This window comes from Gemmatimonadota bacterium, from assembly GCA_009835325.1.
GTDB lineage: Bacteria > JAAXHH01 > JAAXHH01 > JAAXHH01 > JAAXHH01 > JAAXHH01.
Genome location: VXWP01000053.1, coordinates 1 through 23,744 on the forward strand (window position 1 = coordinate 1; position 23,744 = coordinate 23,744).

Annotated in this window: 20 protein-coding genes; 9 read left to right on the forward strand and 11 right to left on the reverse strand. The window is 63.3% G+C overall.

All coding sequences use genetic code 11. From position 1 onward, the window contains the following. Window positions 1-158 precede the first annotated feature (158 nt). Window positions 159-422 (forward strand): hypothetical protein, encoded by a 264-nt coding sequence (locus F4Z81_06655; GenBank protein ID MXW04733.1) that lies wholly within the window; start codon window positions 159-161, stop codon window positions 420-422. A 23-nt stretch (window positions 423-445) separates the two neighbouring features. Here F4Z81_06655 and F4Z81_06660 read toward each other — a convergent pair whose 3' ends face one another. The 10 genes from F4Z81_06660 to F4Z81_06705 all read right to left on the reverse strand — a co-directional run bounded on the left by F4Z81_06660 (window position 446) and on the right by F4Z81_06705 (window position 11,213). Next, complete coding sequence (locus tag F4Z81_06660) at window positions 446-1,390, reverse strand: GNAT family N-acetyltransferase (GenBank protein ID MXW04734.1); 945 nt, start codon at window positions 1,388-1,390, stop codon at window positions 446-448. Window positions 1,391-1,444: 54 nt separating this feature from the next. Continuing rightward, complete coding sequence (locus tag F4Z81_06665) at window positions 1,445-3,409, reverse strand: DUF4445 domain-containing protein (protein MXW04735.1); 1,965 nt, start codon at window positions 3,407-3,409, stop codon at window positions 1,445-1,447. 34 nt (window positions 3,410-3,443) lie between these two features. Then, window positions 3,444-4,091, reverse strand: a complete 648-nt coding sequence (locus F4Z81_06670; GenBank protein ID MXW04736.1) for a cobalamin-binding protein — start codon at window positions 4,089-4,091, stop codon at window positions 3,444-3,446. Between the two features lie 142 nt (window positions 4,092-4,233). Beyond that, entirely contained in the window at window positions 4,234-5,253 is a 1,020-nt protein-coding gene (locus tag F4Z81_06675) for an MtaA/CmuA family methyltransferase (GenBank protein MXW04737.1), read from the reverse strand. A gap of 35 nt (window positions 5,254-5,288) precedes the next feature. Next, the gene (locus F4Z81_06680; protein MXW04738.1) at window positions 5,289-5,927 is read right to left on the reverse strand and encodes a hypothetical protein; all 639 of its coding nucleotides are present in this window, start codon (window positions 5,925-5,927) and stop codon (window positions 5,289-5,291) included. A 103-nt stretch (window positions 5,928-6,030) separates the two neighbouring features. Further along, window positions 6,031-6,312 (reverse strand): hypothetical protein, encoded by a 282-nt coding sequence (locus F4Z81_06685; GenBank protein ID MXW04739.1) that lies wholly within the window; start codon window positions 6,310-6,312, stop codon window positions 6,031-6,033. A gap of 94 nt (window positions 6,313-6,406) precedes the next feature. Beyond that, window positions 6,407-7,471, reverse strand: coding sequence for a homocysteine S-methyltransferase family protein (locus F4Z81_06690; protein MXW04740.1), 1,065 nt, complete (start codon window positions 7,469-7,471; stop codon window positions 6,407-6,409). Window positions 7,472-7,486: 15 nt separating this feature from the next. Next, window positions 7,487-8,434 carry a 2-dehydropantoate 2-reductase gene (locus F4Z81_06695; protein ID MXW04741.1) on the reverse strand — a complete coding sequence of 316 codons (948 nt, stop codon included), beginning with the start codon at window positions 8,432-8,434 and terminating at the stop codon, window positions 7,487-7,489. 234 nt (window positions 8,435-8,668) lie between these two features. Further along, window positions 8,669-10,519 (reverse strand): glucosamine-6-phosphate deaminase, encoded by a 1,851-nt coding sequence (gene nagB / locus F4Z81_06700; protein MXW04742.1) that lies wholly within the window; start codon window positions 10,517-10,519, stop codon window positions 8,669-8,671. Between the two features lie 61 nt (window positions 10,520-10,580). Beyond that, window positions 10,581-11,213, reverse strand: a complete 633-nt coding sequence (locus tag F4Z81_06705) for a methyltransferase domain-containing protein (protein ID MXW04743.1) — start codon at window positions 11,211-11,213, stop codon at window positions 10,581-10,583. A 188-nt stretch (window positions 11,214-11,401) separates the two neighbouring features. Here F4Z81_06705 and F4Z81_06710 point away from each other — a divergent pair, with 188 nt between their 5' ends. Continuing rightward, the gene (locus F4Z81_06710; protein ID MXW04744.1) at window positions 11,402-12,256 is read left to right on the forward strand and encodes a sugar phosphate isomerase/epimerase; all 855 of its coding nucleotides are present in this window, start codon (window positions 11,402-11,404) and stop codon (window positions 12,254-12,256) included. Window positions 12,257-12,301: 45 nt separating this feature from the next. Here F4Z81_06710 and F4Z81_06715 read toward each other — a convergent pair whose 3' ends face one another. Further along, window positions 12,302-13,273, reverse strand: coding sequence for a phytanoyl-CoA dioxygenase family protein (locus F4Z81_06715; protein MXW04745.1), 972 nt, complete (start codon window positions 13,271-13,273; stop codon window positions 12,302-12,304). Between the two features lie 298 nt (window positions 13,274-13,571). On the opposite strand from F4Z81_06715, the gene F4Z81_06720 reads away from it, so the two are divergent. The 7 genes from F4Z81_06720 to F4Z81_06750 all read left to right on the forward strand — a co-directional run bounded on the left by F4Z81_06720 (window position 13,572) and on the right by F4Z81_06750 (window position 23,683). Then, complete coding sequence (locus F4Z81_06720; GenBank protein ID MXW04746.1) at window positions 13,572-14,162, forward strand: RNA polymerase sigma factor; 591 nt, start codon at window positions 13,572-13,574, stop codon at window positions 14,160-14,162. A gap of 171 nt (window positions 14,163-14,333) precedes the next feature. Further along, the gene (locus F4Z81_06725) at window positions 14,334-14,828 is read left to right on the forward strand and encodes a hypothetical protein (GenBank protein ID MXW04747.1); all 495 of its coding nucleotides are present in this window, start codon (window positions 14,334-14,336) and stop codon (window positions 14,826-14,828) included. Beyond that, window positions 14,825-15,283: a periplasmic heavy metal sensor gene (locus F4Z81_06730; GenBank protein MXW04748.1), complete on the forward strand. Its 459-nt coding sequence runs from the start codon at window positions 14,825-14,827 to the stop codon at window positions 15,281-15,283. Before F4Z81_06725 ends, F4Z81_06730 begins: the two co-directional genes overlap by 4 nt. Before the next feature lie 26 nt (window positions 15,284-15,309). After that, window positions 15,310-16,782 carry an efflux RND transporter periplasmic adaptor subunit gene (locus tag F4Z81_06735; protein MXW04749.1) on the forward strand — a complete coding sequence of 491 codons (1,473 nt, stop codon included), beginning with the start codon at window positions 15,310-15,312 and terminating at the stop codon, window positions 16,780-16,782. 72 nt (window positions 16,783-16,854) lie between these two features. After that, window positions 16,855-17,289, forward strand: a complete 435-nt coding sequence (locus F4Z81_06740) for a hypothetical protein (GenBank protein ID MXW04750.1) — start codon at window positions 16,855-16,857, stop codon at window positions 17,287-17,289. A 26-nt stretch (window positions 17,290-17,315) separates the two neighbouring features. After that, entirely contained in the window at window positions 17,316-20,606 is a 3,291-nt protein-coding gene (locus F4Z81_06745) for an efflux RND transporter permease subunit (protein ID MXW04751.1), read from the forward strand. Continuing rightward, the gene (locus F4Z81_06750) at window positions 20,603-23,683 is read left to right on the forward strand and encodes an efflux RND transporter permease subunit (protein MXW04752.1); all 3,081 of its coding nucleotides are present in this window, start codon (window positions 20,603-20,605) and stop codon (window positions 23,681-23,683) included. The genes F4Z81_06745 and F4Z81_06750 overlap by 4 nt, the downstream gene beginning before the upstream one ends. The last annotated feature ends 61 nt before the right edge of the window (window positions 23,684-23,744 follow it).

Consider the following 23,744-nt stretch of genomic DNA (forward strand, 5'->3'; position numbering starts at 1 on the left):
ATAAATGTTGTAGATGCCTCGTTTAGTCACACCGCCGAAGGGCGTATCTACCCTGGTTCGTTAATTGATTAGTCGAGGGATTTGCTGGAGTCTCGACTGATTAGAAAACAAAGTCAGTCGCAACGAAGGCAAATGGGCAGAAACAGACTACGGGAGGAATGGATATGCGCAGATTTAACTCGGTCCGATATCCTGCTTTGATCGATGGCGAAAAAGGTGCGTATGGTGTGTCTTTCCCCGATCTTCCAGGTATCGTTGCCATGGGAGACACCATCGACGAGGCCTTGATGAACGCGGAAGAAGCACTCAGGGACTATGTGATCGAAACAGAGAAGGACGGCGGTGAGATCGTGCAACCATGCGCACAGGAGGAAGGCGTGGATGTCCGGCTCGAGGTCGTTTGGGTTACAGTGAATCGTTGACTGATTGTGTCAATCCGGGAGGATCACGCCATCGTCTTCCTTAGCGTATACCGTCCCGGTTCGGGGACGTACCCCAGCTTGCGGTTGAGCACCAGCATGGGACTATTCGTCGAATCGTTGTGCGTGCTGAGTGATCGTGCGCCCTGGCTGCGAGCATAGCGTATCGCGGCGAGCTTCAACGCCAGGGCGATACGTCGCCTGCGGTATGACCGGATAACCCCGGTATGCACGTTGAAAGCCTGGTGCGCCTCCGGGTAAAGCCGGACGGCGCAGATCCCGACCCAACGATCGCCGTCGGCCGCGAGTAACTGGCCGTCCGGACTGTACCAGCCCGACTCGTAGACCCACTCGTTGAATTCCGCGAAGGACAGCCCATGACCGGTCCAACCCGGCACGTCCCGGTCGGTAATCGCATTGACTTCGTAGAGTTTCCTCCGTGCCTCCGGCGTATCTCCGAAATCCGCAAGGGAGTATATCCGAATACCCGAAGCCGCTTTGTCCTCGAGTATCGGCGCATAAGGGGATTCGTCGAAGTGTTCCAGGTCCAGGCTCGACTGAAACAGATGCCGATCGCGCTCGAATCCCCGCCGCCTTGCGAAGGCCTGCGAGACGGGGCAGTCGTCCCGGACCTCGCTGGTCACCGTGCCGGCGTTGTGGTGCTGCAGAAACGCCTGCATTTCCGCATACAATGCCGTGCCGATCCCCTGTCCGCGCCACGCCGGCGCCACCCCTGCCCAGGCATAGAACTGTCCTTCCGGATCCCAGGTTTCGTGGACCGACACCACGTAACCCACCACGACATCGTCCCCGTTTACGGCTACCTGGCGATAACTGATTCTGCCCGGCGCATCGTGGGTCAACCACTCGTGCACGGTCTCTACGGATATGGGATTCTGTTCGAAGGCATTGACGACGGAAGCGATGCCGGGTTCATCGGTGGAGGGAAGGGCGGGGCGGAGACGGAACATGAAGTTGGATTTGTGGGTAGGATTCCGAATACCAGAAGCCTTCTTCGGAACTCCCTACACCAGCACCCCGGGCATGGGCTTGAACTGGCAGGCCTCGACGAAGATCTCGAAGAAGTCGGGGGTGGTTTCGAGCTCGACGTGTTCGATGTCCTTGACCAGCGCTTCCAGTTCCGCGCGGCGGGAGCGGGACAGGAGGACCTCTCGGGCGCCCTGGACGGCGGCGTTGCCGACCTTGACGATGCGGTCCTCGGGCACGGGGGCGAGGAACCCGATGTCGATGGCATTGCGCACGTCCACGTAGTTGGCGAATCCCCCGGCGAGGAAGAGGCGGTCCACGTCGCCGGGCGCGACGCCGAACGTGCGCAGCACGATGTACTGCCCGCAGTAGTTGGCGGCCTTGGCCTGGGCCAGGTTGCTGGCGTCCTGCCGGGACAGGGTGATACCTGACTCGGCCACTACGTCCACTTCGAACTGCTTCCGGTCGGAAAACACGCCCTTCGGACTCATCATGCCGTGGCGGCGCAGTTCGGCGAGGAGGTCGATCAGTCCGGAGCCGCAGATGCCCTGGGGCGCGGTATCGCCGATGGTGCTCCAGGCAAACCGCTCATCTTCCCATTTCAGCGATTCGATGGCGCCCTCGTAGCCCGGCATGCCGTACTGGATGCCGCCGCCCTCGAAGGCCGGTCCGGCGGGACACGAAGCCGTGATCATGCGCCCGTTGCCCGCCACGACCACCTCGGTGTTGGTGCCTACGTCCACCAACATGGATACACCCGGTTGCGCGGCCAGTTCGACGGTCGCCAGGTCGGCCGCCACGTCGCCGCCCACGTGGCTGGCGATAAGGGGCATACCGTAGACCCGGGCTTTCGGATTGGCCCGGAGCCCCAGGCGGCGCGTGCCGATGGTCAGCGCCGTGGTCTCCCGCTCGCCCGCGAGATACTCGTTCTCGATCTGTGACTTGTAGGGTTTCTGGCCGATGCTCTGCACGTCGAGCCGGAAGAAGAGATCCCGCATGGTGGCGTTGCCCGCCACGACGATCTCGTAGATCTCCTGCCGTGCCGTGCCCGTGCGCTCGCACCAGTCCATGATCTCGTGGTTGACGGCGTTGATGATGGCGTTCCAGAGTTCGTCCTCGAAGGCGCCGTCGTAGGAGATCCGGTGCATCACGTCGCTGCCGCCGAAGCGCTGGGGATTCTCGAAGGAGCAGACGTGGACGCTCTTGCCGGTCTCGAGGTCCACGAAGTCCATGACCACCGTGGTCGTGCCCAGGTCGATCGCGAGCCCGTAGACGTGTCCGCGGAACTGGTCGACCTGCTCGCCGTCGTAGAAGATGTCATCGCCCCGCCGGGTGACCACGGGGTCGAGCGCCGTCTCCTTTTCTTCGGTAACGGTCAGGATCTTGGGCGTGCGCCGCAGGGGTGCGAAGGCGACGTTCACGTTCGGGTCGATGACGCGCGCCTGGCAGGCGAGGCGGTAGTTCTCCCGCAGGAAGGACTCCGGCTTCGTCCGGGGCGCAAGCCCTTCCATCCCCTGCTGGATTTCCACGATGCACTCGTGGCAGATGCCGTTGCGGAAGCAGGACGTGGGTACCTGCACGGCGAGGTCGTCGGCGTAGTCGAAGATGGACTTGCCGATAACCGCGGGCCGGGTCGTCGTGCCGTCGGTCACCGATCCGCCGGTCACCGGTCCGCTGGCTGGATCCGATCCGCCGGCCGGTTCCGATCCGCCGGCCGGTTCCGATCCGCCGGCCGGGTCCGCGGATATATCCAAGGGCGCTTCCTCCGTCTCCCAGGCGCTGTGGTAGTCGAGCTTGTCGTCGCCGCCGCATACGAGCAGTCCACCGGCTTCCCGGGGCTTGCGCTGGTTGCGGCACCCGAACCGGGCGGTGCATTCGTCGAAACGGTTCTTGTAGGGGCAGCGGTAGGTGGCCTGCTCGGTCGCGTGGGCCATCATGTCCTTGAAGATAGCCGTGATGCGGTCCAGCCGCTCCTGGTACGCCGCCTTGTCGATCTTTTTCATGGGAGAATGTAGGGGAGACCGCCGGACCGGCTGGTCAGGCTTCCTGTTCCTGCTTGAGCTCTACGAGGAGACGCTGGGCCAGTTCCACGCAGCCCACCGCGTCCTCGGCGGTGCCGTCGGCACCCATGTCGTCGGCGAACTCCTGGGTGACCGACGCGCCGCCCACCATGATCTTGACGTCCTCCCGCATGTCGTTGTCGATGAAGGCGTCGATGGTCTTGCCCATGTTGGGCATGGTCGTGGTGAGCAGGGCCGACATGCCCAGCAGGGGCGCTTCGTGTTCCTCCACCGCATCCATGAATTCGTCCTCGGAGGTGTCCACCCCCAGGTCGTGGACCACGAACCCGGCGCCGCGCAGCATCATGATGCACAGGTTCTTGCCGATGTCGTGGAGGTCGCCCTTGACCGTGCCCATGATGACGGTGCCGACGGGCTCGATGCCCGAGGCGGAAAGGATGGGCTCGATGTGGGCCATCCCGGCCTTCATGGCCCGGGCGCAGGCGAGGACTTCAGGGACGAAGATGAAGTTCTCCCGGAACTTGATGCCCACGACGCTCATGCCGGCGATCAGGCCGTCGTCCATCACCTCCAGCGCCTCGACCCCGTCGTCCAGGGCCGCCCGGGTCAGCGTGTCGACCGTCCCGTTGTCCCCGTCTATGAGGGCCGCGGAGATCTCCTGCATGGCGGGCGTCGCCCGGGCGAAAGCGTCGATGATCCGCGTCCGCTCGTGGGGTCGTTCGATGAACTCTTCTATTTCGTCCTTCAGAAAGTCGTTGGCGATATCGTTTAGTGCTGCCATGCGCTCCTGTCCGGTCCTCCCGGTTTCATGCCGCGTGAGTCTTGTGCCAGTCCTTCACCGCCTGCGGGATTGCCTTCAGGTTCTCGACGGACGCCTGCAGGGGAACCGCGCACTCCGGTCCCACCATATGAATGCCGTGTTCCAGGTTCTGGCAGACTTCCTGGCCCACTTCTTCGGGACCCCGTGCAAAAAGCGTCTCGGGATTGTTGATGTTGCCCACGAGGGAGATCTTGCCGTCGACGGCCTCCATGGATTCCTGAGGCTTGTTCTTCGAATCGAAATGAAAGGCCGCGAAGCCTGTCTCGGCGATGTAGCCCATGCGGTCCACGGTGCGCCCGCAGATATGCATGATCAGCGGGATGGGAATCCGTTCGGCCATCTCGATGTGCAGGTCCCGCAGGAACCGCCGGTAGTAGTCACTGCTCACCAGGTCGCCCGTGGCGTGGTCGGGCAGGGTCAGGGCGTCCGCCCCGGCCTCGATCTGCGCGATGCCGAACTCCACCGTGGCTTCCTTCATGCGGTCCAGGGCGAGATGGGTCCTGCCGGGGTCGTCGAGGGACATGAGCAGGAAGGGTTCCACGCCGAAGCAGTGGTAGCCCAGGGACCAGGGGCCCATGGTCTTGCCGATGACCGCCACCTCGTCGCCGTATTCCTTCTTGAGCTTGCTGATGGCGTCGAGGACGCACTTCGTGTCCCGGTGCGTCAGGAAATCCGAAGGGAGCTTGATATCGTCCACATCGGTCCAGATGGGTTCGCGCATCTGGACGGTCGGCCAGTTGTCCTTTTGCTCCCACTGGATCTTGCAACCCAGCGCGGAGGACTCCTGGATGATGGTAAAGACCGGCATGATGGTGTCGAATCCGAGTTCCGTGTAGCTCGTGGCCGCGAGACGGGCCATGAGCTCCGGGTCCCGGTTGGCGTCCGGAAAAGGCGCGTCGACGAGATCCATCAGTTCCACCGTGGCGACGGACGTCGGATTGCACACGGGCGTGCGGTCCACGGGCTCTCCCTTCAGGGCGGCGAGTACCCGGTCCCGGCCCTTCATCTGCTTGATGGTGTTATCGCTCATAACAGTCTCCTTTAACCGTCCTGCTGACTGGGCGCGGCCAGGACGCCCCGGCTCGCGACCGCCTCCTGTTCGCGCAGGACAGCGCGGACGTTGGGTGCGCGGACCAGCAACAGCCCCACCAGCGCGTCGTGTTCCTGGCCACAGGGGAAAGCTACCTGGTCCAGGGTGCCGGTTACCTCGTCCATCTCGGCCAGCTTCATCAGGCCGCCCGCGATAAAGGAGATACGGCGCTCGCGGTCCTTGCCCTCGCCGTGGGCCGTAACGCGGTAGACGCCGTCGCCCTCGCTCAGGACCTGGATCTGCAAGCCCGACTTCTTGTCCAGGATCTGCAGCGGCCGTGGTTCGACGGGGTCGGCCGAATCAAGTTTGCAGGCTTCGAGGAAAACCCGCTTTACCGCAAGCTGGTGTGCATAGCCGCAGTGAAACCTCAGACGCCCGCCGTCGGCTGGTTCCATGCCTCCGAGGACTTCCATGGCCTTCACCACGAAGGCGATCCGATCCTCGACGCCTTCCCGCCGGCTGTAGGTGAATACCTGGTAGACCGGTCCCGAGTCATCCTGCTGGCGGTACAGGCCGATCGAAATGTCTCCGAAATGGGCATCGAGGGGTACCAGTTCGATGCGCCTGCCTATGTCGACGGTCTGACCCAAATCCCTACCTCGTTCGTGGCTGTTCGCGGCCGGCACGATCCGCCCCGGTTGGCCTTTCGCCGGATCGTCTGCCGTGGCCCATCTCTTCACCGCGCGGTCGGGCCTATCCCCTGTCGTATCCGTCTTCCAACTGCTTCAGAACAGCTTCGGCCACCGCTTCGGCCTCTTTTTCTTCGCCCGGCCATTCCTGCTTATCGGACCAGTGCCACTCGTCCAGGTAGGCGTCGGTGCCGGTCAGCCCGTCCCGCATGGCCACCCGGTCGATTTCCTGCTGGAACCAGTCGGGCATCTGGCGCGAGAGAGGCCGGCGGCTTCCACTACGGCCTCCATAGACGCGCACCTGCGCCGGGATGTCCCGCCAGTATAGTACCTGGTACACCGCCATGGTGACCGATCCTGTACTCTGGTCGCGCCCGTGTTGTACGTCGGAGGTACCATCCGAGCCACGTAACCCTTCAACCAGGGCCCTCGAACCGTGTCTATACCGCCCGGTCCATCGCCTCGCGGAAGGCCCGGATGTGGGCGACCCCCGTGCCGCAGCATCCGCCGATGAAGTATGCGCCGGCCTGCAGGAGGTCCGGCACGAAGGCGGCCATTTCCTCCGGCGTGTTGGCGTAGTAAGTCCTGTGCTGCTCATCCAGGCGGGCCTTCCCCGCGTTGGGGTAGGCCATCATCCGTTTCGCCGGTTCCTTCCTGGCTTCCATGGCATGCTTCAACTGGCCGATGCCGTTTATGGCGTGGGGCATTCCCGTGTGCTCGTCCCGCCGGGACTCCGCGCCACAGTTCAGGCCAACGATCTGAACGTGCCCGAGCAGGTCGTGCCCGTCGGACTGCGCACCGCCCGCGAGGATCTCCAGCAGATCCGCCGCCGAATGACCCCAGTCCGTCTTGTAAATCACCTCGCCCGTGGATCGGTCCTTCGTGTACTTGTACGTCAGGTTCACGGCGATGGGCAGGCCGAACTTCCGCAATTCGTCTATGGCCAGGGCCGCCTCGTTGGCGGAGAACATGGTCTCGACGCAGAAGAAATCGACGCCGCCCTCGGCCAGGAGCGTTCCCACGCGCTCGTGGGCGTCCCGTGCGATGCTGTTCGCGATGCCGAACTCCGTATCGCCGCTGTCGGCCTCGATGGCGCCCGGGAGGGGACCGATGGATCCGGCGAGGTACACGTCCTTACCACTGCGTTCGATGGCGGTCCGGGCGTGTTCCACGGCCAGCCGGATCAGTCCATCGGATTCCGCCGCGTCCTTCCCGGCCATTTCGAGGTGAGGATACGAAGCCACGAATGTGTTGGTGCCGACAACCTCGGCGCCCGCTTCAATATAATCGGAATGGATACTGCTGACAATATCGGGGTACAGTTCGTTGGCCAGCGCGCTGTTGGCCAGTTCGATGCCGTGGGCGAAGAGTTCGGTGCCGAAACCGCCGTCGTAGAGGAGGGGGCGGTCGTCGTCGATGCGTTCGAGAAAGGATATCATGCAGCATACTCCGAAAGACTGGTCCGTTCGCCGGGCGACTGGATGGACATCACCTGGCGCCTGCATGGCTGCCGCCGCGGCTCAGGGCGCCTCGAAGGACACCTGCTCGCGGGTGCGCAGTTCCATCGGCCGAAGCGCATGGTAGATGAATTCGTTGACCGGCGTGGGCACGCCCGCGTCCCTTCCCATGCGGACCAGCGCGCCGGTCTGAGCCTCCAGTTCCGAGAACCGTTCTTCCATGATGTCCCGCTGCATGGAGGCGGTACCGCCGTATTCCACGCTGTCCAGGATGGCCAGGGTCTGGGCCACGATGTCTTCCGGGAGGTTGACCCCCAGGGCGGTGGCCACCTGGTGGATTTCCTCCATGGCCGTCTCGAGGAGCTGCCGCGTCCCGGACTGGCTGCGGACGACGCCGATCGGCGCGCGGGTCACGCCGCCGATTCCGCTCCACGAGGCGATGAGAATGTACTTGCGCCACATGGCGGCCTGAATATCCGCCGGCGTGTCGACGATGAGTCCCCTCGTGCCTTCGAAGGCCCGGCGCAGCCGGTCGACCCGTTCGCTGGGCCGGTTGTCCCATTCGCCGAAATTGACGAAGGGTTCGTAGGCGACGTGCCGGATGAGTCCCGGTTCGGCGATGAACGAGACGATCCCGCATACGCCGCCGAGCACGTGACGCCAGCCGAATTCCTTTGCGAGTTGCTCCGGGGTCTCCACCCCGTTTTCCATGGGCAGGATGCAGGTATTCGGTCCGAGCAGGGGCCGGAGACCGTCGAGGGCGTCGGGCACCTGCCAGCACTTGACGCAGAGCATGACGACGTCCACGTCGCCGGCCTGCCTGGAATCTCCGATGGCCTCGATGGAGGGCAGCGTAAAGTCGCCCTTGGTGCTTTCCACGCGGAGACCGTCCCGCTGGAGGGCTTCCAGGTGCTCGCCGCGCGCGATGAAAACGACTTCTTCCCCCGCCTCGGCAAGCCGTCCGCCGTAATAACCGCCTACGCCTCCTGTACCGAATACCGCAATACGCACATGTGCCTCCGCTGGTCCGGGAATCCCGGTCGATGAATCTATTTCCTTATGACGCCTTCCATAGGACGCCGCGCCGGGTCGGTAGCCGCCTTCGACTCCGGTCCGGCTCCGTCAAGCAAGCAGGCCAATATAATGGAATGAAGTTCGGGAGAGCAACTGCTTTTCAAGTGATCCGGCGGGAGACCGCGGCCGGTGAGACGCACGGAGTACAACTCGCTCGTGCCGCTGTGTTTGTCAACCCCCGCCGCGCTCGAGGACGAAGGCTTCCATGGCGTAGTACTGGGGGAAGCCCAGCTTGTCGAGACGCCGGGCCGTGTGGGTGTTGCGGTCCTGCACCCGCTCCCAGAATTCCCGGTCGTCGTACGCTCCGGGGAACATGGCGGTGTCCTTCTGGGATTCGTGCCGGAAGATGGCCTGGATCTTGCGCTGGAGGTCTTCATAGGACAGGGGGATGAAAACGTCCGCCTCGTCCACTTCCCACTCCTGCCAGGCGCCGCGGTAGAGCCACACGTCCGGGTCCGTCCGGTCGTAGACGGCGAGGGCCTGGTCGATGACCTCCTTGCACATGCGATGGGTGCCGTGGGGATCGGACAGGTCTCCGGCGACGAAGACGACTTCGGGACGGATGTCGTTGAGCAGATCGAGGACGATCCCCACGTCTTCTTCGCCGATGGGAAGCTTCTTTACCTGGCCGGTCTTGTAGAAGGGCAGGTCCAGGAACCGTGTTTTTTCCGGCGGGATGTCGAGCGTCGAAGCCGCCGCGATGGCTTCGGACCGGCGGATGTTGGTCTTGATGACCTGGACTTCGGGGATGTCCACCTGGCCGGCCTGTTTCGTCTCGATGAAGGACCGTACCTTATCCACGATGCCGTCGAACTTCGCGTGGGCGCATCCCAGGTCCCGGAAGGTCAGGCCGATGAAATCGATGAGCCGCTTCACGTCCTCGTCGAAGACGGCGATGTTTCCGCTGGTCATGTAGGCGATGGTGATGTCGTTCCCGGCGCCGGACAGGCGGTACAGCGTGCCGCCCATGGAGATGACGTCGTCGTCCGGGTGGGGCGAGAAGCAGATGCACCGCTTGTTGGAGAAGAAGTCCTCGCGGCCGTAGATCTTGGCGCGGACCGCGTCGAAGGTCTTCCGGTTGAGCTCGTCGACCGAAGGGACGGTATCGACCAGGGAGTAGAGGTCACAGGCGTTGTAGTCCCTCCGCTGCAGGTGCAAGACCGGTTTCTCCACCTGCTCGCACAGCCAGAGTACGGCCCGTTGCGAAAGCTGGTCGGTCCAATCCACCGCGTGGTTGTTCAGCCAGGGACGCTTGACCCGGGTCAGTTCGGTGGACGCGGGCGGATCGATGAAGACCGTCGCGTTCGGGTGGTTCTGGAGGTAGCTGGCCGCCACGAGGGGGCTGACCTCGCCCTCCACCGCCTGGCGGACGATGGGCGCCTTGTGTTCGCCCGTGGCCATGAGGATGATGCGTTCCGCGTCGAGAATGGTTCCAACGCCCATGGTCACCGCCTCGATGGGCACGTTGTCCTCGCCGAAGAAATCGGAGGCGGCGTCCTTGCGCGTGCTCTCGTCCAGCCGGATCAGCCGGGTGCGGGTGTTCGGCAGGGAGCCTGGCTCGTTGAATCCGATGTGGCCAGTGCGCCCGATGCCCAGGAGCTGGATGCCGATGCCGCCCACGGACCGGATCCGTTCCTCGAACCAGGCGCAGTGATCCTCGATTTCCTCCGGGGCCAGGTCGCCCAGGGGGATGTGGACCTGGTCCGAGGGTATGTCGACGTGGTCGAAGAGATACTCGTGCATGTAGCGGTGATAGCTCTGGGCCGACTGCCGCGACATGGGGTAGTACTCGTCGAGGTTGAAGGTGACGATGTTCTCGAAACTGACGCCGCCGCGGTGCAGCGCGATCAGTTCCCCGTACACGTCGATGGGCGTGGAACCCGTACAGAGACCCAGCACGGCCGTCTTCCCCGCCTCGGCGCGCGCCTGCGCGTAATCGACGATCTCCCTGGCGACGGTCCGCGAAAGCGCCTTGTGGTCGGGACAGATGGCGACGGGAATGTGTTCGGTGTCAGGATGCATAAACAACGATCCGGTCAAACGTCTGACAATGTGTGGCGACGGTTACGCCGTGCGGCGACGGTTACGCCGTGGGTTTCTGCCCCGAGGCCACGAAGATCCCGATGCGGGCGAAATCTTCACGGCAGGTCGACTGCACTTCGCAGCAGGTGCCGGCGTCGCCCACGCGGACGTCCCGCAGCCCCGCCGCCTCGAACCAGGTCCTGAGATCGGTTCGCTTGAACCCCAGCCAGCGGTCGTGGTGCTCTTCGCGCAGAAACTCGAACTCGTGCTCGTCCGCGTCCGTGATCACCAGTTTTCCGCCCGGTTTCAGGATTCTTGCCATTTCCCGGACGGCGTCCGGCGGGGATTCAACGTGATGGAGACACATGTTGGCGAAGGCGTAGTCGACCGCTTCACCGGAAATGGGCAGGTCCTCGGCGTTTCCGACGCGATAGTCGATCGCCGGGTACCCGGCGAATTTCGTCTTCATTTCGTCCAGGATGACTTCGGACTGGTCGACGGCGATCACCCGCAGCCCTTCCTCGATCAGGCCCTGCGAGATAAAACCCGTGCCGGCGCCGATGTCGGCGGCGACTTTGCCCGGTTCGACCGAGGCGGCCGCAAGAGCGCTAACCCGGACGTCGTCGGAGTAATACCCTTCGCGCATTTCGTCCCAGTCCTGGGCGACGCGATCGAAGAAGTCCTTGCTGCTCAATGGTAAGCCTTTCCCTGAGTGCGCCTTCCTGCGGAATCGCAACCGGCACCTTGATATAGTTGCTTACGTTCAATATACATATAGTATGAAATTACACGCAAAAGTGTCAATTCCTTCGCGTACCCGTGCCCGGTCGTTCACGTAACTGATATAAACAACAAGAGTTAACTCTTCATTTACCATCCCTCATGAGACTTTGCCTGGATAGTTTCGTCCCGCCGCTCGACCGGATCACGAAGGGGACCGCAAGCTGGGTCGGGGAGCTGGGTTTCGACGTCATCGGCGTGGACCTGGAACCGGACGTGCCGGTCGATGGGAACGCCTGCCGCGCAGTCCGCACGATCCTCGAGGGGGAAGGCGTCTCCATCGGACAGGTCTGGAGCGTGGGCACGCCGCTCGTGCGTCCGGATCCCGATGAATCCGCGACCCATCTCGAGGTCCTGCGCGAGCGCGTGTCCCTGGCCGCGGCTCTCGGCTGCCGGGTGCTGCTCACGGAGGCCGGCGGCATGCACCCGGCGAACGCCTGGTATCCCCACCCGGAGAACCACGGCGAAGAAGCGCTGGCACGCCTCGTCGCGGCGTTAAAGGAGGTCGCGTCACTCGCCGCGGACCACGGCGTTATCATCGCGCCGGAGATGTCGCTGATGACGATCCTGTCTACGGTAGCCCGGGCGGAAGCCATGGTTGCGGAAGTCGGCCACCCCGGCGTCGGGGTCAACTTCGATCCCGCCAACATACTGGATCCCCTGTCCCTGTTCGATTCCGGCGCGTTCGTGGACGATGCCATCAACCGCCTGGGAAGCCGAATCGTGAACGTCCACGCCAAGGACGCGGCGGCCCGGAACGTGCCGCTCATCGTGCATCTCGAGGAACTGCCCGCCGGACAGGGCGTGCTGGACTACGATCGCCTGTTGCGCCGCGCGGCATCTCTGCCGGAGTGGACGTGCATCGTCGTGGAGCACCTGACCGATTACGGACAGGTGGATGCGGTGAGGCGGTTCCTGGTGGAAACGGCCGAAAAGGCGGGCGTGCGGTTCGAGTAACCGGCCGCGGGCGGCTCCTGCGCGCAGAACTCGTGGTCTTTGCTCCTACGCGCAGAGCTCGTGGTCTTTGCTCCACCGGTTGAAGGACGGGTTGGGCAGACCGGCGAGGGCGTCCCTGGCATCCACCCACATCTGGTTCCAGGCCACGGGATCAGTCAGGATACGCTCCGGGTTGGCCTGACTGCGGGCCACGAATCCCGGGAAAGCGCCTCGTCCGGACGCCTGGCCGATGGGGTTGTAGCGCAAGTCGTAGCTCCACCGGATCTCGTTGCTCTTGTTGGGCAGCGACGAGTGGCAGGTGTGCTTGTGCAGGAAGAGCACGTCGCCGGGCTTTGTCGGCTGGGGAACGGCGGCGGACCGGTCCTTCACTTTCTCGGGGATTTCGAGGCCCCAGATATCGGGGCAGTGGTGGAGCAGGCCGTCGCGGTGGCTTTCGGGGATGACGGTCAGGCATCCCTGCTCGGCAGTCGCCTCCTTCAGCGAGAACCAGACGGTCAGCATGTCGGTGTCGTCGGCCTCCTTCGTGACGACCCCATTGTCCTGGTGCCACGGCGAGATGCCGAGTTGAATGCGTCCCGTGTTGGGGTTGATCGGCGTCAGGTGCTCGGGCAGCTTGATGCGCACGTGCTGGACCGGGTTGGAGTAGATTTCGGGGCCGATAAAGGCCTCTACGGCGTCGAGCAGCCGGGGGTTGGTCAGGACGTTGAACACCGCCGGACCGCACCAGAACGGTGTGTCTTCCTTGATATTACCCTGGGGCAAGGTGAAATCGAAATACTGCTGGTGAACCATGCCGCTCTCACCCCAGACTTTCGTGATGCGTTCGCCGAACGGCAGGTCTTCGTACCTGGATTCGATCCTACCGGCCAGGAAGAGCTCTTCCGCCAGTTGATCGAGCACGGTTCCGTACTCCTCGATCACGGGGTCGAGTACAGATTCCTGGTCCAGCAGGCCCCGCACCATCAGGTATCCCTGGTCTTCGAAGAAGGCCATCTGTTCGTCGGAAATGGGTGACATTACAACCTCCCTGTCGCCTTTCGCCGGGGTCTGGCGGGTCGTCCGCGTCAGGACGCGTCAACATATAGACAAGAATTCGGCGCGTCAGCGGTATATTCTGGGTGGAACCGGGTTCGACGCTGTACTATTCATATTGTATAGTCTGCAAGTGTAGTCTGCCGGTCTTATTATAGCGGCCGTTCGGACCGCGCGCAAGGGAAGATGGCTCGCGGTTGTCGATAGCGGTTCCCTAATTTCGCAACCGTTGTTTGTGTTGGCGGCGCCCGCGTCATGCCCGATCCGCCGCATTGACTGAAAGGTGCCGTTGACCGTGGCCGAAAACCATCGATCCGGACCGGGACGGGATGATGCGCCGGATGACCGGCAGGAGGTCTTTCAAAGACTCTTCGACGCGTGGCACGGACGCATCTACCAGACCTGCTTCCGGCTCATGGGACACCCGCAGGAGGCCGAGGACATCACACAGGACGTCTTCGTACGGGCCATGCAGGCTTACGACCGGTTCCGGGGCGACGCCGACCCGGGCACGTGGCTTTACCGTATCGCGGTGAACCAGTGCCTCAACGTCCGGCGCCGAAAACGCCGGCTGCAGTGGCTGGCCCTGGACTTCTGGAACGAAGGCGTTGACGAGACGACATGGACCGGGAACAGGAGCGGCGGGGTCGAGGACGACCTTCAGCAGTCGGACCGGGAGCGCATCGTCGGGAAGGCCATCGACGCACTCCCCGAACGGCAGCGCACAGCCCTGATCCTCTCCCATTTCGAGAGGATGTCCTACAAGTCCATCGCCGAAACCATGGACTGCACGCCCTCCGCGGTGGAGTCCCTGCTGCACCGGGCCAAGACCAATCTCGCCAGGCGCCTGCGTCCGCACCTGGGGGAATTGTGATTCGTTCGCGCGGCTCCGCCGGAATACGTTGGCCGGTCCAGCCGCATCGAGTTGCACAAAAAACGAATGGATCGGGCGATCGGGTTGTCTAAGCGTACAGACAGGGACAGTCCGTGAAGCGACCGCACCGTCCCACGGACCCACAGGATCATCAACAGGCGGGCGAACATCATGAATCAACGGTACTTCGAAGACCGGATCATGCTCTATATCGACGGAGATCTTCCGCCCGATGAAAGGGCCCGGTGCGAAGAATACCTGCGTACCCATCCGCGATTCCGCGAGCGGGTCGACGCGCTTCGTCAGGCCTGGTATTCGGATAACCTGCTTAACGTGACCGGGCCTACCCTGCGTCTGCGGACGCGTTTCGAGGCCGCACTCCGGGGCGAAGACATCATCGAAACCGGACCGACGGTGGGGACGCGGATCGCCTGGCTTGCCCGTCCGGCGCTGATGGCCGTTACGCTGGTCGCGGGCATACTGATCGGGGCCTATCTCGGCAGTGGCACCAACGGAGATACGGCGGGGATCGAACCGTTACCCGTGCAAACCGGCGTAGTGGCTTACTCTTTTGCCAATGACCTGCAGGAAATCTCGTCCGAGCCGGTGGAGCAGGAATTCCTGCTGCTGGACTGGGTCGAAAACGCGGACGATACCGGACGATGAAGAAGAAGCTGATCATATGGGGCGTGGTCTTGCTGACGGTCATCAACCTGGCTTCGCTGGCGACGCGCGCATACCATCGCTGGGGCGACGACGATCGCCGCAGCCGGGGTGACCGGCGCGAGGCAAGGATGTCCATCACCGAACGGCTCGGCCTCACCGAGGCCCAGGCGGAGCAGGTCAGGCAGATGCGGACCGAACTCGGAGATCAACTGACGCCCTACCGGGATGGTTACCGCGAAAAACGGGACCAGTTGTACGATCTGCTCATGGCGCCGGACGTCGACCGCGGGGAGATCGACCGCGTGAAAGCGCAGATGGATTCGCTCCAGGCGGAGCGGGAAGCCATCGTCTTCGACTACATCGTGGCGCACAAGGAAGTGCTTACCCCGGAACAGCAGACGACGTTTTTTACGATGATCAAGGAACGGTTCCGAAGCGGATACCGTCGGAGGTGAAGGATCTACCATCGGAGGAGCAGTTCATGTTCAAGCGGCTTGGGATAAGGAAACTGGCGTACTTGCCCGTTGTGCTGGCGATCGCAGGCGCGCTCGCCTGCGGCGGCGAGGAGGAAGCGGAAGACACGGCGCAGAGTCAGCGCGGCGGTCGGCCCGGGATGGGCGCCATGGCGCGTACCGGCGCTTCCATACCGGTGGAGGTGAAGACCGTGGGCCGCGGCAACATCGCCGCGACGCTGCTGACCTACACCTCGCTCGAAGCGGAGCGGCACGTGGACGTGGTCTCGCGCACGCAGGGGCTCGTGAAATCGATCCTGGTCGAGGAAGGAGACCGGGTGACGGAGGGGCAGCCGCTGGCCCAGCTCGACACCGACGCACTGGAATTGACGCTCAGGGAGCGGGAAGTGAACATGAACAGCCTGGAATCGAACTACAAGCGGTCCCAGGAACTGGTGGAGCAGGAGCTGCTCAGCAGCCAGGAATTCGAGCAGACCAAGTTCCAGTACGAGGCCGCCGCGACCCAGTACGAGTCGGCGAAGCTTCAACTGGAATACGCCACGGTCCGCAGCCCTTTCTCCGGCATCGTCACGGAGCGGCTGGTCGAGGTCGGCAACCTGGTGAACGCGAATGACGTGGTATTCCGGACGGCGGACCTCGATCCGCTGCTCGCCCGCATTCACGTGCCCGAGAAGGACATCGGACAGGTTCGGCCGGGGCAGTCGGTGCGCATCAACGTGGAAGGGTCGGACCAGACCCACACGGGCCGGGTCGCTCTGATCAGTCCCATCGTGGATCCCGAGAGCGGTACGGTGAAGGTCACGGTGGAAATCCGGGACAGGATGGGCACGTTGAGACCGGGAATGTTTACCACGGTGAACCTGGTGATCGCGATCCAGGAGAACGTGCTGCAGGTCGAGAAGAAGGCCCTGGTAGCCGAGGCCGAGGGATCCTACGCCTTCCTGTTCCAGGACGGTACGGCCGAAAAGCGGCTCCTTGAAATCGGCATCGCGGAAGGGGATTACGTGGAGGTGCTGTCGGGTCTGTCCGACGGCGACTCCATCATCACCGTGGGCCAGGAGGGACTCCGAAACGGCGCGCCCGTCCGCATCGCGGGACAGATCCCGCCCGCCGCGGAAGGCATGGGCGGTGGACCGGCGGGCATGGGCGGTTCAGCCGGTGAAGCGTCCCAGGCGCCCGCCGCGCGGCCGGCGAGCGCAGGAGAAGGAACCGGCGGGTCCGGCGGGTCCGGCAGGCCCGGCATGGCCGGCGAGAACCAAGACAGCGGCCGGCCCGGAGGTACGGGCGGCGGACGCATGATGGCCATGGACCTCGATCAGATGAAGGAGCGGATGTTCCAGAACCCGGACATCAAGGCGGCTTATGACAAGCAGGTGGAAGAAGATCCGAGCTTCGCGGAAGACGAAGAAAGGCAACGTACGTTCCTTATCCAGCAGATGCGCCAGATGCGTGCGCAGCGCGGAGGGGGACGGCAGCAGTAGCATGTACGCTCTATCAACTTTCACATTCGTGGGAGGTGAGTTATGCGTTGTTTGATTACTGCACTCATATTGGTGATTGCGTTACCGGCCGCGGCCCAGGACGACCAGAAACTCGAGGAACTGATCCAGCGGTCCCTGACCATGGAAAGCCCCGATCCGGCCCAGCGCGAAGCGGTCGAAAAACAGTTTCGGACCGCCTATGCGAAACTGCACGACCTATGCAACTGCGAACCGGCCGATATAGGCGATGTGCTGGCCAAGGCATGGGATGAAGTACGAAAGGCGGAACTCAAGGACGGTTTCCTCGAGACGGTGGAGATGTTTCAACTGACGCTGGACGGCGTTCGCAGCGAGCTGGATTCGGCCGGCGCCTACACGCCGTCACTTGAAATCTGTCAGCAGTATGCAAATCTCTACGTCTCCGCCCGCCGCGAGTCGGCGACCATGGATGACGCGAGAAAGGCGCTGGTTGAGATGATCCACAATCTGATCGGCGACGAGCATTAAACGAAAAGTAACACGGTAGAGGATTCATGAAAATCATCGGTTTCTCCATCGGCAGGCCCGTGACGATCATCATGCTGATGACGGCGATGCTGCTCTTCGGCACCATCGCCTTCTCGCGGCTGCCCATCAATCTGCTCCCGGACATCACGTACCCGACCCTGACGGTGCGCACCGAGTACGTCGGCGCCGCGCCGAACGAGATCGAGAACCTCATCTCCGAGCCCATCGAGGAAGCGGTGGGCGTGGTCACCGGCGTGGTGCGCGTCAGCTCCGTTTCCCGTCCCGAGCGGTCCGACGTCATCCTGGAGTTCGAGTGGGGCACCAACATGGATTTCGCCAGCCTGAACGTGCGGGAGAAGATCGACCTGCTCAACCTGCCCCAGGCGGCGGAGAAACCCATCCTGCTTCGGTTCGATCCGAGCCTCGACCCCATCCTGCGCATCGCCCTTTCCGGCAATGAGAGTCTCACCGCCCTGCGGATCATGGCGGAAGAGGAGATCAAGCGCGAGCTGGAAGCCCTCGAGGGCGTCGCCGCCGTCAAGATCAGCGGCGGCCTGGAAGAGGAAATCCACGTGGAGCTGGACGAGTCCAGGCTGGCGAGCCTCGGCATACCCATCACCCAGGTGGCCACTCGGCTCGAACAGGAGAACGTCAATCTCGCGGGCGGCACCATCAAGGACGGCGAGACGGAATACCTGGTGCGCATCCTGAACGAGTTCCAGGCCGTGGACGAGATCGGCGACATCATCGTCGGGCAGGTCAACACCGTGCCGATCCTGCTTTCCGACGTCGCCTCGGTTACGAAGAGTCACAAGGAACGCAAGCTTTCCGCCCGCATCAACAGCCGGGAGAGCATCGAGATCGCCATCTACAAGGAAGCCGGGACCAATACCATCCAGGTGGGTCGCGTGGTCAAGGACCGGTTGGATTCGGTGCGGGAAACCGTGACGGGACTCACCTCCGGAGTGAACCTGGAGGTCGTCTTCGACCAGTCGATCTTCATCCAGCAGTCGGTGGACGAGGTGCTCAAGACGGCCATGTACGGCGGCATACTCGCCATCCTGGTCCTGTACCTGTTCCTGCGCAGTTCGAGCAGTCTCATCATCGGCGTGTCCATCCCCATTTCGGTGGTCACCACCTTTTTCTTCCTCTACGCCTTCGATGTCTCGCTGAACATCATGTCCCTCGGCGGCCTGGCCCTGGGGGTCGGGATGCTGGTGGACAACTCCATCGTGGTCCTGGAAGGCATCGACCGGCACCGGAGGCGAGGGGGCGACCAGCCCGTTGCGGAACGGGTGCGCCTCGGCGCGTCCGAGGTGGGACAGGCCGTCGTGGCCGCGACGCTGACCACGGTGTGCGTGTTCGTGCCCATCGTCTTCGTGGAAGGCATCGCCGGGCAGCTGTTCCGGGACCTGGCGCTGGCCGTCACCTTCTCGCTCATCGTGGCCACCCTGGTGGCCGTCACCCTGATTCCGGTCATATCGTCGATCCTGCATCGCGACCGGGAAGTGCTCCCGGTCGGCGGGGACGAACCGTCCGCACAGGATCCGACCACGGTGATGGGCAAGGTCCGGTCCGTGATCGGGACCGTCTGGAACGTATTCTCCAGCGGACTGGGGTACGTCGTAACCGGCGTATTCTACCTCGTCAGGTGGGTGCTATTCACGGCCTGGGGACTGGTGCGCGTCCTGCTCTGGCCCGCGGGCTGGGTGTTCGACCGGATCTTTCCGATCATCCGCCGGGCCTACCCGCCCTTCCTCCGCTGGGCACTGGCCAACCGCGTGCTTACCCTGTTCACCGGGACTGCCTTGCTGGCGGGCTCCCTCTATGTCGTTCCCACGATCGGCATCGAGCTGATCCCCCAGATGAGCCAGGGCGAGTTCTTCGTCAACGTTAAGCTGCCCGTGGGCACGCCGCTGCCCGCTACCGAGGACGCGTTGAATCGCATGTCGGAAATTGCCCGGGACTACCCTGAAGTAAGCACGGTGTACGTACTGGCGGGAACCATGGGCCAGTCCGGCGGCAACGCGGGCGAGGAGCGGGAGAACATCGGGCAGTTGCACATCCGGCTGGAGCCGGGCCTTCGCGGCGCGGCGGAAGAGGGCGTCATGAACCGCCTGCGGGACAGCTTCGCGCCCATTCCGGGCATCGAGGCGCCCGAGTTCGCCCGTCCCGCGCTCTTCAGCTTCAAGAACCCGGTGGAGGTGGAAGTCAGCGGGTACAACCTGACCCGGCTCACGGAAGTTTCCGAGGAACTCGCGGCGGAGATGTCCACGGTACCCGGCTTGACCGACGTGAAAGCCAGCATGGAGGGCGGGAATCCGGAAGTGCAGATCCTCTTCGACCGCCGGAAGCTCGCCAACCTGGGACTCAACCTGGGCACGGTCACGCAGATCGTGCAGAACAAGGTCCAGGGCAACGTGGCCACGGAACTCACCCGCCGCGACCGGAAGATCGACATCCGCGTGTGGGCGGAGGACGAGACCCGGCTCAGCCTGGACGCCATACGGCGGCTGGTGGTGAACCCGGAAGGCACGGTGCCCGTACCGCTGGCGGCCGTGGCGGAAGTCCGCGTCGCCCAGGGACCGAGTGAGATCCGGCGGGTCAACCAGCAGCGGGTGGCCATCGTGTCCGCGGGTCTAACGGGCCGTTCGCTCGGTGACGCGGCCGAAGACATCCAGGGGATCATCGACGGCTTCATGTTGCCCATCGATTTCGTCGTGGGCATCAAGGGGCAGAACGAGGAAATGCAGGTGGCCTTCGCGAGCCTGCAATTCGCCATTCTGCTCTCGATCTTTCTCGTCTACCTGGTCATGGCGTCCCAGTTCGAATCGCTGCTCCATCCCTTCGTGATCATGTTCACTTTCCCCTTCTCGATCATCGGCGTCATCGCGACGCTGGTGCTCACGGGCCAGACGATCAGCGTCGTCGTACTGATCGGGGTGATCATGCTCTGCGGGATCGTGGTGAACAACGCCATCGTACTGGTGGACTATATCAACCAGCTTCGGCGCAGGGGCACGGAACTGCAGGAGGCCATCGTCGAGGCGGCGCAGACGCGCCTCTGGCCCATCATGATGACGACGGCGACCACGGTCCTCGGCCTGCTGCCGATGGCCATCGGCGTCGGTGAAGGCGCCGAGTTGCGCGCGCCTATGGCCATCACCGTGATCGGCGGCCTGATTGCCGGAACGATGGTGACGCTGGTCCTGGTACCGCTCATCTACATGACGATAGAATCGGCTATGGCAAGCGTGTACGGGCTGTTTACAAGAACCGCCGGGCAACCGGTGTCCCAGGAGGTGGTAGAGGCATGAGCATTGCCGAGTTTTCCGTGAACCGACCGGTGACGACGATCATGATCATCGTCAGTGTCGTCACCCTGGGTATGATTTCCTATACCAGACTGCCGCTGATGTTCCTGCCGGACATGTCCTTCCCGTCCCTGAACGTCAGCGTGCCGTATCCGTCCTCGTCGCCCGAGGAAGTGGAACGGCTGATCACGCGACCGCTGGAGGACGCCTTCGGGACGCTCAGCAACATGAAGAGCATGGAGTCCAATTCCAGTGACGACAATGCGCGGGTCCGCATCGAGTTCGAGACCGGGACGGACATGAACATGGCGGCCATGGAGGTCCGGGACCGGATCGACCAGGTCCGGGGCGAGCTGCCCGCCGACGTGGAACGCATCCGCATCCGTCGCTGGAACCCGAACGATATGCCCATCTACAATTTCAGCGTCGCATGGAGCGGGGACCCCGCCGAGTTCTACAACATCGTCACCAAGGTGATCCAGCCGCGCATCCAGCGCGTGGACGGCGTGGCGAACGTGGAAATCAGCGGGATGATCGACAAGCAGCTGCTCGTGCACGTGGACAGCGAGAAGCTGCAGTCCCACAACCTGGATCTGTTCAATCTCAGCCAGACCCTGACGCAGAACAACGTCACCATGACGGCCGGGACCGTCACCGAGGGCGGAAAGAAGTACTCGGTGCGCTCCGTGAACGAATACCGGGCCGCCGAAGAGGTGGCGAACCTGCCCATACCGGGCACGACCCTGTCGCTCCGCGACGTGGCGGAGGTGACCTTCGACTACCCGGAAGACAACAGTTTCCAGCGGCTGAACGGGGTCGACGCGGTCACGATCCGGGTGTACAAGACGTCCACTGCCAACATCGTGGACGTGGCGCAGCGCACCCAGCTCGTGCTGGATGAACTCCAGACACAGCCCCAGTTCGCGGACCTGGAAACGCGGGTCTTCTTCGACCAGTCGCAGAGCATCCGGGACCGGCTTTCGGACCTGCGGAACACGGGACTGCTGGGCGGCATGCTGGCCGTCATCGTGCTGTTCCTCTTCCTGCGGAACGTGCGGAGCACCTTGATCATCAGCCTGGCCATCCCCATTTCGATCATCTGCACCTTCACCTTCATGTACCTGCTGCGCCAGGGCGCCGGGTCCACGGTTTCCATCAACCTGATCTCGCTCATGGGCCTGATGCTGGCGGTGGGCATGCTCGTGGACGCCGCCGTGGTGGTGCTCGAAAGCATCTACCGCCATCGCCAGGAGGGCAACCTGCCGGCGCGGATCGCGGCCGTCGTGGGCACCCGCGAGGTGACCATGGCCATCATCGCGGCAACGGCGACGACCCTCTGCGTTTTCATGCCCCTGGTCTTCCTGGGCGGCGGCAGCCGGTTCATGCTTTTCATGAAGGACTTCGTCGTCACCTTCTGCATCGTCATGGTGGCGGCCGTCTTCATCGCGCTGACGCTCATTCCACTGGTTTCGTCGAGGTTGTTCAACAGGCCGCTGGGCAAGCCCTCGGCGTTCTTCGCGAGGATGTCGGGGCTGTACACGTCGGTCCTGGCCTGGAACCTCAAGCACCGGTTCGTCACGGTGGTCTCTTTTGCCGCGATACTCTACGGCAGCTACTGGCTGTACCAGAACATCGAGATGGAGTTTCAGCCCATGGCGCCTACGCGGGACATCGCGATCGCCGCGGACCTGCCGAGCAGCTACAGCATCGAGGACGTCAAGGCCGTCTTCACGGACGTGGAGACGCTCCTGCTGGACCGCAAGGAGGACTTTCACATCGAATCCATCTCGTCCTACGGCAGCCTGCGCCGGGCCAATATCCGTATCGTGCTGACCCCGCCGGAGGAACGGCAGGAGTCGGCCACGCAGCTTCAGACCCGGATCACCAGCGCGCTGCCTGAAATCGCCGGCGTACAGTGGAGACCCGGCCGCATGCGGCGTTACGGCGGCGGGCAATCGGGTGTGGACGTCGAGCTGAAGGGCGACAACATGGCGGTACTTTCCAATATCGCCGAGGATATCCGGAACCGGATGGAGGTCATCCCGGGCCTCAAGGACGTGGATACGAGCCTGGAGCGGGGCGACGAAGAGATCCAGGTACAGGTCGACCGTGCCGTGGCGCAGACGTACGGGATTTCGCCGAGACAGGCGGCCCGTACGGTGCAGGCGGCGCTGAGCAGCCGGGCGCGGGGCAAGTTCAAGGCCGACGACCGCGAGGTGGACATCCTGCTGCAACTCGAGGAAGCGGACCGCGCGAGCATGCAGAAGCTCCAGAACATGACGTTCGAGCGGGCCGAAGGCGGCATGATTCCCGTGGGGAACCTGGCCAGTTTTACCAAGCAGAAAGGACCCGACGCCATCGAGCGGAAGGATCGGGAATCGCAGGTGGAAGTGGGCGGCAACACGACGGGACCGGGCACACGTGCCATTAACACCCAGGTGACGGAGATGATGGAAAACATGGAACTGCCGCCGGGCTATTCGTGGAGCATGGGCCGGAACTGGAACATGATGCGGGAATCCCAGGGCGAGTTCCTCTTCGCCATCATGCTGTCCGTGGTCCTCATCTACCTGATCATGGCGGCCATATCGGAGTCCTTCATCCAGCCCTTCACGATCCTGTTGTCGGTGCTCTGCGGACTGGTGGGCGCCTTCATCGTGTTCTACCTGTCGGGGACGACGCTGAACACGAACTCGTACCTCGGTGTCATCGTCCTGTCCGGGCTGGCGGTCAACAATGCCATTGTGCTCATCGACCACGTGAACCATTTGCGCCGGGAGGGGATGACCCGCACGGAGGCCCTGCTCCTGGGCGGCCGGCACCGGCTGCGGCCGATCCTGATGACGTCGCTGACGACCATCTTCGGCCTGCTGCCCATGGTGGCCCCCCTCTTCTTCCCCGAGTTCTTTGGACCCGTGGAAGACCGTGGCGCAAATCAGTGGGGCCCGGTGAGCCTGGCCCTGGTGGGCGGCCTGACCACCTCCGGCATCCTGACGCTCATCCTGCTGCCGACGATAAAAACCATCTTCAACGACCTGAGCAACTGGGTCACATCAAGCGTCAAGCGGGCCTGGGCGTAGGCGTGGAGGGGTAGCGCGCAAGCACGGTCTGAATTCAGAAAAACGCCCGGTCCTGGAATCG

Excerpts from the sequence above, each read along its gene's own strand:
- F4Z81_06655 (MXW04733.1), top strand. The coding sequence starts at position 159 with ATGGATATGCGCAGATTTAACTCGGTCCGATATCCTGCTTTGATCGAT.
- F4Z81_06660 (MXW04734.1), bottom strand. The coding sequence starts at position 1,390 with ATGTTCCGTCTCCGCCCCGCCCTTCCCTCCACCGATGAACCCGGCATC.
- F4Z81_06665 (MXW04735.1), bottom strand. The coding sequence starts at position 3,409 with ATGAAAAAGATCGACAAGGCGGCGTACCAGGAGCGGCTGGACCGCATC.
- F4Z81_06670 (MXW04736.1), bottom strand. The coding sequence starts at position 4,091 with ATGCAGGAGATCTCCGCGGCCCTCATAGACGGGGACAACGGGACGGTC.
- F4Z81_06675 (MXW04737.1), bottom strand. The coding sequence starts at position 5,253 with ATGAAGGGCCGGGACCGGGTACTCGCCGCCCTGAAGGGAGAGCCCGTG.
- F4Z81_06685 (MXW04739.1), bottom strand. The coding sequence starts at position 6,312 with ATGGCGGTGTACCAGGTACTATACTGGCGGGACATCCCGGCGCAGGTG.
- F4Z81_06690 (MXW04740.1), bottom strand. The coding sequence starts at position 7,471 with ATGCAGGCGCCAGGTGATGTCCATCCAGTCGCCCGGCGAACGGACCAG.
- nagB (MXW04742.1), bottom strand. The coding sequence starts at position 10,519 with ATGCATCCTGACACCGAACACATTCCCGTCGCCATCTGTCCCGACCAC.
- F4Z81_06710 (MXW04744.1), top strand. The coding sequence starts at position 11,402 with ATGAGACTTTGCCTGGATAGTTTCGTCCCGCCGCTCGACCGGATCACG.
- F4Z81_06715 (MXW04745.1), bottom strand. The coding sequence starts at position 13,273 with ATGTCACCCATTTCCGACGAACAGATGGCCTTCTTCGAAGACCAGGGA.
- F4Z81_06725 (MXW04747.1), top strand. The coding sequence starts at position 14,334 with ATGAATCAACGGTACTTCGAAGACCGGATCATGCTCTATATCGACGGA.
- F4Z81_06730 (MXW04748.1), top strand. The coding sequence starts at position 14,825 with ATGAAGAAGAAGCTGATCATATGGGGCGTGGTCTTGCTGACGGTCATC.
- F4Z81_06735 (MXW04749.1), top strand. The coding sequence starts at position 15,310 with ATGTTCAAGCGGCTTGGGATAAGGAAACTGGCGTACTTGCCCGTTGTG.
- F4Z81_06745 (MXW04751.1), top strand. The coding sequence starts at position 17,316 with ATGAAAATCATCGGTTTCTCCATCGGCAGGCCCGTGACGATCATCATG.
- F4Z81_06750 (MXW04752.1), top strand. The coding sequence starts at position 20,603 with ATGAGCATTGCCGAGTTTTCCGTGAACCGACCGGTGACGACGATCATG.